We start from the raw sequence: 8387 nt of genomic DNA, 5'->3' as shown, positions 1-8387 counted from the left end.
TGACGACCATAGCGAGTGGGAACCACCTGATCCCTTGCCGAACTCAGAAGTGAAACCGCTCAGCGCCGATGGTAGTGTGGGGTCTCCCCATGCGAGAGTAGGTCATCGTCAGGCATTTATTCAGAAGAACCCCGATTATCGAGAGATGGTCGGGGTTTTTCGTACGCATGGGTCGACCCCGCTTTTTATGTGTGGGGCCGCGCCGATAACCGCCTCGGCGCGGTCCGGCCTGGCTCTCCTCAAGGGCAAGCTCGCGTCGTTCGCCACCCCTTGCAGCTTCGCTGCAGCCGTTGTAAAGAGCTCCAGGGTGGCTCACCCCCATGCGAGAGGCAAGCTGCCTGGTTGCGAGTACCACTGCGGCTATCGGGATTTTCCACAAGGTCAAGATCGTTTCCCATGGATGAGTGCGGGTCGATGGCTCCCTCGACGCGGTCCCGCCTGATCCTTCTCAAGGGCGGGCTCGTGGCGTTCGCCACCCCTTGCAGCTTCGCTGCAGCCCTTGCAAAGAGCGCCAGGGTGACTCACCCCATGCAAGAGGCAAGCTGCCTTGTTGAGAGCGCTGGGGTGACTCACCTCCGTGCAAGGGCGCTGTTGTTTATGTGACGCCCGGAGCTCGTATCCCCCGCCAGTGGCATGCTGGCATGACCGGAGAAAGACTCAAGCGTTGAACCATCGCGCTTTTCAGAGGGTGGTCATGCGACGTCGACATTGTCATGCTTTTTACGACACGCTTGAAACCTCGTTACAGGTGTGTCGCCGGATGTGATCCGCACATGAGGCGCGGTGAATCCTTTCCCTTCAGCCACAGAGCTGCCATGAAATCGCGGAATCCTCCGTGCTTCCTTCATGCCCATCAGGGCGCCATTCATCTTTCCCGAAAGGAGAGTCCGACAGCCCGACGCATCGTCGTCTGTCGCTACCTACGACATGAGTCATTCCACCGCTAGCACCGATACGCGGAAGTCTTCAAGCGCCCGGCTGGGCGACCCCATCGTTCTCATCCTAAGTGTGGGATTTATCCTGGGCTTTGTTGCCTTGTCGCTGTACGACATTGAGATGGTCGCCAATGGCATCTCGACGGGCTTTGCCTGGACAGCCAAGACCCTGGGCAGTTACTTCCAGCTGCTCCTGCTGGCGACATTCTTCATTGCCATCGGCATTGCGGTAAGTCCGAGCGCAAAGGCGCGTATCGGCAACCTGGATGCACCTGAGATCAGCACCTTCAAGTGGCTGTCGATGATCATGTGCACGTTGCTGGCTGGGGGCGGTGTATTTTTTGCTGCCGGCGAGCCGGTCTATCACTTTGTTGTGACACCGCCGGCCTTCGATACTGAAGCAGGAACTGTCGACGCTATTGCAGGGGCGCTCGCCCAGTCTTTCATGCACTGGGGGCTGCTGGCGTGGGCAGTGCTGGGCACGCTGGCATCCGTCGTGCTGGCCCATGCCCACTACGTCAAGGGACTACCCCTTCAGCCACGAACGCTGTTGACGCCAGTCCTGGGCGAACGTGCCATGCAGGGGCCGTTGGGTGGTCTGGTTGACGCACTCTGTGTGATTGCGGTGGTTGCCGGCACGGTAGGTCCCATCGGCTTCCTCGCGACTCAGGTCAGCTTCGGCCTGCACGAGCTGTTCGGCTTCAGTGAAGGTTATGGCACCCAGCTGATGGTGCTGGCAGGCCTGGGGGCAGTCTATGTGACATCGGCGGTTACCGGGATTCACAAGGGTATCCAGGTGCTGAGCCGGTTCAACGTCTTCCTGGCGCTGGCGATAGCGGTGGCGATCTTCCTCTTCGGGCCGACGCTGTTCCTGACCGATGCTTTCACTCAGGGGTTGGGGCGCTATCTGGGATCCTTCTTCGAGATGGCCACCATGACCACCCAAACCGCCCCTGACTGGTGGATGCAGTGGTGGACGGTGTTCTTCTTTGCCTGGTTTATCGGCTACGGGCCCTTGATGGCGATCTTCGTCGCACGGATCTCACGGGGTAGGACGATTCGGCAGATGATTCTGGCCGTGGCGGTCATGGCTCCGGTGGCTACCATGGTGTGGTTCACCCTGCTCGGCGGCTCCGGGATTTACTACCAGCTGTCTGGAGCGATTGACCTGACCGAGGCGCTGAACAACTTTCAGTTCGATGTCGCGACGCTGACCGTGGCTCAGGCACTGCCGGGTGGCACGCTAATGGCGCTGGCGATCCTGCTGTTGACCACTATCTTCGTTGCGACCACTGGTGACTCCATGAGTTACGCCATCTCGGTCGTGGGAGCCGGTCATGACGAGCCAAACCCCATGGTCCGTGCCTTCTGGGGTATCGCCATGGCGCTGATGGCAGCGATTCTTCTGCGCATGGGAGCCGGTCAGATCAGTGCCCTGCAGCAGTTTATCGTGATCACTGCCATTCCCGTCTCGCTGGTACTCCTGCCGACCCTGTGGACGGCGCCGCGTGCTGCGCTGGAAATGGCCCGAGAGCAAGGTATTCGGTAAGACGCCTGACGCTACTTGTGGTATCCAGAATCGGCCCTCGACGTGAGTCGGGGGCCGTTTCGTTTGGCCATGTATCAGGGTGCGTGGAACGTGCAAGATGGCTCGTCGTTGGGCGAGCCGACTGCTACCATAATCGACTTTCGTCGACGCTCTGGAGCTCACCGTGAACCTGACCACGCCGGCCTTGTTGTTTCCTGCGATATCTCTCTTGCTGCTGGCGTATACCAACCGCTTTTTGACCCTGGCGGGATTGATACGCAAGCTGGCGGAACAGGTGAAGGACGGTGAAGATGATCACATCACGCAGATTCGCCTGTTGCGCCGGCGCATCTCGTTGACCAAGCGCATGCAGATAGCTGGTGTGTTCAGCTTTCTGCTGTGCACCCTGTCCATGTTTGCCTTGTTTCTCAGCTGGACACCGCTGGGAATGCTGCTGTTCGGCATTAGCCTTGTGTCGCTATCGATTTCGCTGGTGTTTTCCCTGTGGGAAGTCGTGATTTCCACCAATGCGCTGAATGTGCAGCTCAAGGATATCGAGCTGTCCGCCAAGGGGCGGGCGGATCTTGCCTGGAGAAAGAGAACCTTTACTCATGACGCCTGACCAAATACTGCTTTTCTGCCGTCCAGGCTTTGAACCTGACCTGTGTGCCGAACTGACTGACCGACTCGGGCGCGATGCCACGGTGGCAAGCGTCGAGCCATTGATGGAGGAGGGGCTTGTCAGGGTCGTCATGGCGGACGGATACCCGGCCAATGACCTGCATCGGTCGCTGCGGTTTGATGAGCTGGTGTTTGCCAGGCAGTCGCTGCTGGCGTTGCCGGAGCTGAGATTGTCCAGGGATGACCGGCTGACGGCCATCCTCGAGCAGTTGAAAGCCTGTGGTTGGAGTTTCGAGTCCATCTGGCAGGAGACGCCTGATACCAATGAAGCCAAGGCACTGAGTAGCCTGCTCAAGGCGCTCGAGCGGCCCCTGACGATGCGCTTGAAGAAGCGTGGTGCTCTGAGGCGAAAGGCGGGAGGGCGGCGCCTGCACTTGGTCTGGAGAGACGGTGACCGCGTGCAGCTGGCCATGAGTTTTCCGGGTAATCGAAGCGAGTTTCCTGGAGGTATTCGCAGGCTACGTTTTCCTCATGCTGCTCCGAGCCGCTCGACCTTGAAGCTCGAGGAAGCGTGGCATGAATTTGTCCCGAGAGATGAGTGGGATGAACGTCTGGGGGAGGGAATGCAGGCCGCTGATCTCGGTGCTGCGCCCGGTGGCTGGACCTGGCAACTCGTACAGCGTGGGATGCAGGTGTATGCCATCGACAATGGCCCGATGGATAACACACTGATGGCGTCTGGGATGGTCGAGCATCTACGAGAGGACGGCTTCGTGTGGCAGCCGCCGATGCGCCTGGATTGGCTGGTATGCGACATCGTCGACAAGCCGACCCGCGTCATTGCCATGGTGCAACGCTGGCTGGTAAACCGCTGGTGTCGAGAAGCTGTCTTCAACCTCAAGCTGCCAATGAAAAAACGTTGGGAGGAGGTATCGCTGTGCCTGGCGACCCTGGCCGATCAGCTTGACGAGGCCGGTGTGAAGGCCGAGATACGTTGCCGCCACCTCTACCATGACAGGGAAGAAGTCACGGTCTACGTTCGTATCGCTTAGAACAGTACGGCTGAGATACCTGCGTAGACGTAGCGCTTGGTGGCGCGCCGCTTGAATGCCTCGTCGATACCGCGGCGACGCCGGTCGTCCATGCAGGCCAATGCTTTTAAGGCTTAGAACAGGAAGGCTTGGTCTTTTCAGGCCTGGTCTGTGAAGGTCAACTCGATAAAGATTAGTAGGCAGGCTCGAAGATTCTGACGGTCTCGGCCTCGGTGAGCAAGGGGTGTACCTGTTGCATGACGCGTTCTCTGGCTTCGCTGGTGTACCATGCTTTCCAGGCGCGCAGGTCGCGCCACTTGGTAATCATCAGTCGGCGGTCCGAGCGTCCTTGTTCGACGAGGCTTTCGCCCCCAAAGAACCCATCGGCGCCAAGTGACTGGCGCATGGCTTCTCGGGCGGCTTGTTCGTACTCTTCTTCCAACCCCGGCATGACACGTCGCTCGATGATGATCTTGATCATGCTTTTACTCCAACCCAGAGGTAGTGATGGTGGATTCTGTAGATGCCCTGCCCGCCAGCGACAAGGAGCTGGACACTAGTGGTCTGTTTTGCCCCGAACCCATCATGATGATGCACAATGCGGTGCGTGACATGACGACCGGCGAGGTGCTCAAGGTGATTGCGACGGATCCTGCCACCACGCGTGATGTGCCCAAATTTTGCCAGTTTCTCGGTCACGATCTGCAGCAGCATCACACGCTGGAAGATGGCACTCACTGGTACTTTATTCGCCTTGGGTGACAGCTCCGCCGGCTTGTGACATCGCGCTTGTTTGAAGGGGGCGTCGACGGTGACGCCCCGTGCTGGGCATGGGGCCTTTATTCGACGTCATCCTCGTCGTCCGGCATGACCATCATGGCCAGTGCCTCGAGCGTTGCCGGGTCTTCCTGACGGATGCGGTTGGCGATCTGGCGCTGAAAGAAGTAGACCACCTTGTGGCGGCTATGGCCGGGATACAGGCAGGCGTCGCCCGGCAGAACGGGTACGGATTCAATCAGTTCTTCGTCAGCCAGCAAGGCTTCAATGGTGCCGTCACTGTACAGGCGCCAGCCAAAGACCTGCTTGAGCTGCCATGGCTCGCCCTCATCGTCCATGCACAGCGCATGGGTTCCCTGGTGGTCAGGTAGCGTTTGGATGAGCGTGGTGTCGCTGGTGTCTTCGTATTCGAAGTAGGCAGCCGCGTGAGCAAGCTCCATCTCCTTGTGTTCCGGTGGCTGATCGAACAGCTCTTCCGTTTCGGGATCCCGGTAACCGACGAAGTGTCCATGGTCTGGATCATCAAGCTGTTCGCAGGGAGTCAGTGACTCCATCCAGGGTACCAGGCCTACAATGTCGCCATTCTCTCGCATTCCCCAAGCGAGGATAGGCATGCCATAGAGGGTGTCAGGATGTGCATCGAGCCGATACACCATTTCCAGACCGTCTAGCTCCGGCGCCAGCCTGACCAGGCGTCGACGCGCCTGTTGGCGTTGGCGCATGCTTTCCAGGTCGATGACCCGAGCGGGGCGGGGTGATAGTGGAATGCCCATGATCTCCCTCCAGCGGCTGCTTGCTAACGGCTGTGCATCTCGGCGAAGGCCGGACGCTGCGCTCTACGTCCCTGTTCTCATCAATAGCACAGACTGATCGACTAGCGTAAGTCCCTGTCGCCCACACAGCGTTGATCCCATTGCTGGCGCAGTAGCCTGTGGTGGTCCAAGACCTCGCGGAAACGCACCAGCGGAGTGTCAGCGCCACTGGGCGAGAGCCACTGGCTGCGGTAGCGCTGGAGTTCGGCTGGGCCCTCTAGGTGGGCATCCAGGAGCTGGTCCATGGCGGTAAACCAGCGTCGCGATTGACGTTGTAGACGCTCCATCTGACGAAGCAGGAGATCCGCCGAGGGCGTCTTCTCAGCCAGCGGACAGCTCGCCTGGGGCGGCAGACTGGTGTTGGCCAGCGCGCTTACCAGCAGGCCGTTGGCCTCTTTCAGCCTCAGCGTGGCGAGCTGGAGTGTGCGCAAGAGTTCGGCGCTGAGTGGACGATCGCGGAGCACTTTCAGCGCCTGCTCGAGTTTGGCTGAGTCAGGCTGCCACTGATGGTCGAACTGTCGATCTACGGCCTGGGTCAGGTAGGTCAAGGCGGGTAGCTGAGCATCCACGGCGGTCAGTTCGTCAATGTCCAGTACAGCACTGGCGCGTGAAAAACTGCCTGCCCACTCTGAAGAGGCGACCAAGGCGTTGTAGCTGGCCAAGGGAAGCTGGCGGGTCTTGGTCTCGGTCAGCCTGGCCAGGCGCTCGCGATCTTCCGTGCTGAGCGAGTCGACGGCAGCGGTATTCATGCAATGGTCAAGCCGTCGCCACAGCTGCAATTCGTAGAGCCAGTGCTGGCTCGGTGCTGCGGTCTTGCCAAGCTGGTTGTTGCGCTGGGCCACCAGGTTGGCGATGTGACAGCCACGCAAGGCGAAAACGTCCAGCAGGCCTTCGCGGACCTCAGGAATCTCAAGCGTCAGTGACCGGCGCTCGGGGAAATCACCGATATTCGGCACATCGCTGGTTTCTGGCGCTGATAGCCCAGTGGCGTCGGCAAGCTCGTGCTGATAGGCAATGAGCTCACGCTCCAGGGACGACGGCCCGCAACCACAGAGCAACACAGCGAGCCCCGCCAGCAGGGCGAGCGGGCGGCAGGCCTTCATGGGGCGATGTCGATATTGGCGCGGGCCACCTGTCTGGCCTTGACGCGAAAACGTTCCCCTAGCAGCAACGCCGCCACGGTCAATCCGGCAATCAATCCGATCCAGTAGCCATGGACGCCCAGGGGTGGCAGCCAGGTTCCTAGACCGTAGCGGCCGAGCAGGTGGCCACCGCCCAGCCCGACCAGCCAGTATGCCAGCAAGGTGATGAACATGATGACTCTGGTGTCCTTGTAGCCTCGCAAGGCACCGGCCAGTGCCACCTGCAGCGAGTCGGATACCTGGTACAGCATGGCCAGGCCCACCAGTGACAGCGTCAGGGCCTGTACTTGGGTGTTGTGGGTATACAGGCCGACCACCAGATCGGCGGACAGCCACAGGACGGCACTGTTGAACAGCGCCACCAGCAGGGCGATCAGGATGCCATTCCAGGCGACCAGTCGGGCCAGACGGGCATCGCCGCTTCCCAGGGCATTGCCGACACGAACGGTCAGCGCCATTCCCAACGAAAGCGGCAGCATGAACAGCAGTGAAGTGAAGTTGAGCGCCACCTGGTGAGCTGCCACCACGATTTCTCCAAGGCTTGCGACGAACAAGGCAATCAGCGTGAAAAGCGTCACCTCGACAAAGATCGCGACCCCAATGGGCACCCCGACATAAAGCAGCTCAGCCATCGACTTCAGGTCTGGCCGGCTTGGCTGGCGCCACAGCTCAACACTGCCATAGGCCCGACTTTTCTGGGTATAGCGAACCATGGCCAGCGTCATGACCCACATGGCAATGGCAGTGGCAATGCCGCAACCATGAGCACCGAGAGCAGGCAAGGTCGCTAGCCAGTCTGGCGTTGCCGGACCCAACAGCTGCACCAGGCCTTCTCCGCCGTAGATCAACACATAGTTGCTGGGAATATTGACGGCCAATCCAATCAGGCTGATCCACAGTGCGGGTCGGGTATGGTTCATTCCGTCTGAAAAGGCCCGGAGGGCCAGAAAGATGGCCACGGCGGGCATACCGTATGCCACGGCTCCGACGTAGTCAGCGGCGCGTTCGGCAACCGCAGGAGGCACTGCCATCCAATGGAACACGGGCGCCACTGCCAGGTTCAGCAGCAACGCCGAGATCAGTCCAAGGCCCAGCCCTACCCACATGGCCTGATGAACGTTGGCCCGGATAGCGCCCTGACGTCCTCCTCCCATCAGCTGCGCGACGATCGGCGTCAGCCCCATCAGGGTGCCTGTCATGAACAGCATCAGTGGCATCCACAGGCTGGCGCCCACCGACACCGCCGCCAGGTCGGTAGCACTCTGGCGGCCGGTCATCATGATATCGACCACGCTCATTCCGGCCTGGGCCAGCTGAGCACCGCAGATGGGAAGGGCAAGACGAATAAGCGGCCAGCTTTCTCGCCGGCTCGTGGCGCCAAGGCCAGTGGGGAAAGGGCGCACGATCTAAGGCTCCATGCAAAAGGTAACGGGCGTCATGCCCTGGCTATCCGCATCCTGCGCTGTCGGCCGATGGGAGATGGTGTGAGTGTATCAGCGATGCACCATTCTGGCGCCTGTCAGCGGCGTTGGCTGTGAACG

Annotated in this window: 8 protein-coding genes and 1 rRNA gene; 5 read left to right on the top strand and 4 right to left on the bottom strand. The window is 60.2% G+C overall.

Annotation, left to right across the window (positions count from 1 at the left end; genetic code table 11):
- The 4 genes from rrf to rlmM form a co-directional block, all read left to right on the top strand.
- Positions 1 to 114 (top strand): 5S ribosomal RNA (gene rrf / locus KUV45_RS05425); the annotation flags it as partial.
- Positions 115 to 927: 813 nt separating this feature from the next.
- Positions 928 to 2484, top strand: coding sequence for a BCCT family transporter (locus KUV45_RS05420; protein WP_206944504.1), 1557 nt, complete (start codon positions 928 to 930; stop codon positions 2482 to 2484).
- 163 nt (positions 2485 to 2647) lie between these two features.
- Complete coding sequence (locus KUV45_RS05415; RefSeq protein WP_206944502.1) at positions 2648 to 3085, top strand: DUF2721 domain-containing protein; 438 nt, start codon at positions 2648 to 2650, stop codon at positions 3083 to 3085.
- Positions 3075 to 4136 carry a 23S rRNA (cytidine(2498)-2'-O)-methyltransferase RlmM gene (rlmM, locus tag KUV45_RS05410; protein ID WP_222164276.1) on the top strand — a complete coding sequence of 354 codons (1062 nt, stop codon included), beginning with the start codon at positions 3075 to 3077 and terminating at the stop codon, positions 4134 to 4136. The genes KUV45_RS05415 and rlmM overlap by 11 nt, the downstream gene beginning before the upstream one ends.
- Positions 4137 to 4308: 172 nt before the next feature.
- Here rlmM and KUV45_RS05405 read toward each other — a convergent pair whose 3' ends face one another.
- A complete protein-coding gene (locus tag KUV45_RS05405) occupies positions 4309 to 4596 on the bottom strand; it encodes an antibiotic biosynthesis monooxygenase (protein ID WP_206944499.1) in 288 nt (95 codons plus the stop codon).
- Between the two features lie 26 nt (positions 4597 to 4622).
- Between KUV45_RS05405 and tusA the strand changes: the two genes are divergently transcribed.
- Positions 4623 to 4877, top strand: a complete 255-nt coding sequence (gene tusA / locus KUV45_RS05400) for a sulfurtransferase TusA (RefSeq protein WP_206944497.1) — start codon at positions 4623 to 4625, stop codon at positions 4875 to 4877.
- A gap of 77 nt (positions 4878 to 4954) precedes the next feature.
- Here tusA and KUV45_RS05395 read toward each other — a convergent pair whose 3' ends face one another.
- The 3 genes from KUV45_RS05395 to KUV45_RS05385 all read right to left on the bottom strand — a co-directional run bounded on the left by KUV45_RS05395 (position 4955) and on the right by KUV45_RS05385 (position 8249).
- On the bottom strand, positions 4955 to 5665 hold the full coding sequence (locus KUV45_RS05395) for a hypothetical protein (protein ID WP_206944495.1): 711 nt from the start codon (positions 5663 to 5665) through the stop codon (positions 4955 to 4957).
- Between the two features lie 101 nt (positions 5666 to 5766).
- On the bottom strand, positions 5767 to 6807 hold the full coding sequence (locus tag KUV45_RS05390; RefSeq protein WP_222164275.1) for a DUF3080 family protein: 1041 nt from the start codon (positions 6805 to 6807) through the stop codon (positions 5767 to 5769).
- Positions 6804 to 8249, bottom strand: coding sequence for an MATE family efflux transporter (locus KUV45_RS05385; RefSeq protein ID WP_224852172.1), 1446 nt, complete (start codon positions 8247 to 8249; stop codon positions 6804 to 6806). The genes KUV45_RS05390 and KUV45_RS05385 overlap by 4 nt, the downstream gene beginning before the upstream one ends.
- Positions 8250 to 8387: the final 138 nt, after the last annotated feature.

This window comes from Halomonas sp. DP3Y7-2, from assembly GCF_019800795.1.
Lineage (GTDB): Bacteria > Pseudomonadota > Gammaproteobacteria > Pseudomonadales > Halomonadaceae > Halomonas > Halomonas litopenaei_A.
This window is presented reverse-complemented; position numbering and strand designations above follow the sequence as displayed.

Coding starts and splice junctions, on each gene's coding strand:
- KUV45_RS05420 (WP_206944504.1), top strand. CDS start 928: ATGAGTCATTCCACCGCTAGCACCGATACGCGGAAGTCTTCAAGCGCC.
- tusA (WP_206944497.1), top strand. CDS start 4,623: ATGGTGGATTCTGTAGATGCCCTGCCCGCCAGCGACAAGGAGCTGGAC.
- KUV45_RS05390 (WP_222164275.1), bottom strand. CDS start 6,807: ATGAAGGCCTGCCGCCCGCTCGCCCTGCTGGCGGGGCTCGCTGTGTTG.
- rlmM (WP_222164276.1), top strand. CDS start 3,075: ATGACGCCTGACCAAATACTGCTTTTCTGCCGTCCAGGCTTTGAACCT.
- KUV45_RS05395 (WP_206944495.1), bottom strand. CDS start 5,665: ATGGGCATTCCACTATCACCCCGCCCCGCTCGGGTCATCGACCTGGAA.
- KUV45_RS05405 (WP_206944499.1), bottom strand. CDS start 4,596: ATGATCAAGATCATCATCGAGCGACGTGTCATGCCGGGGTTGGAAGAA.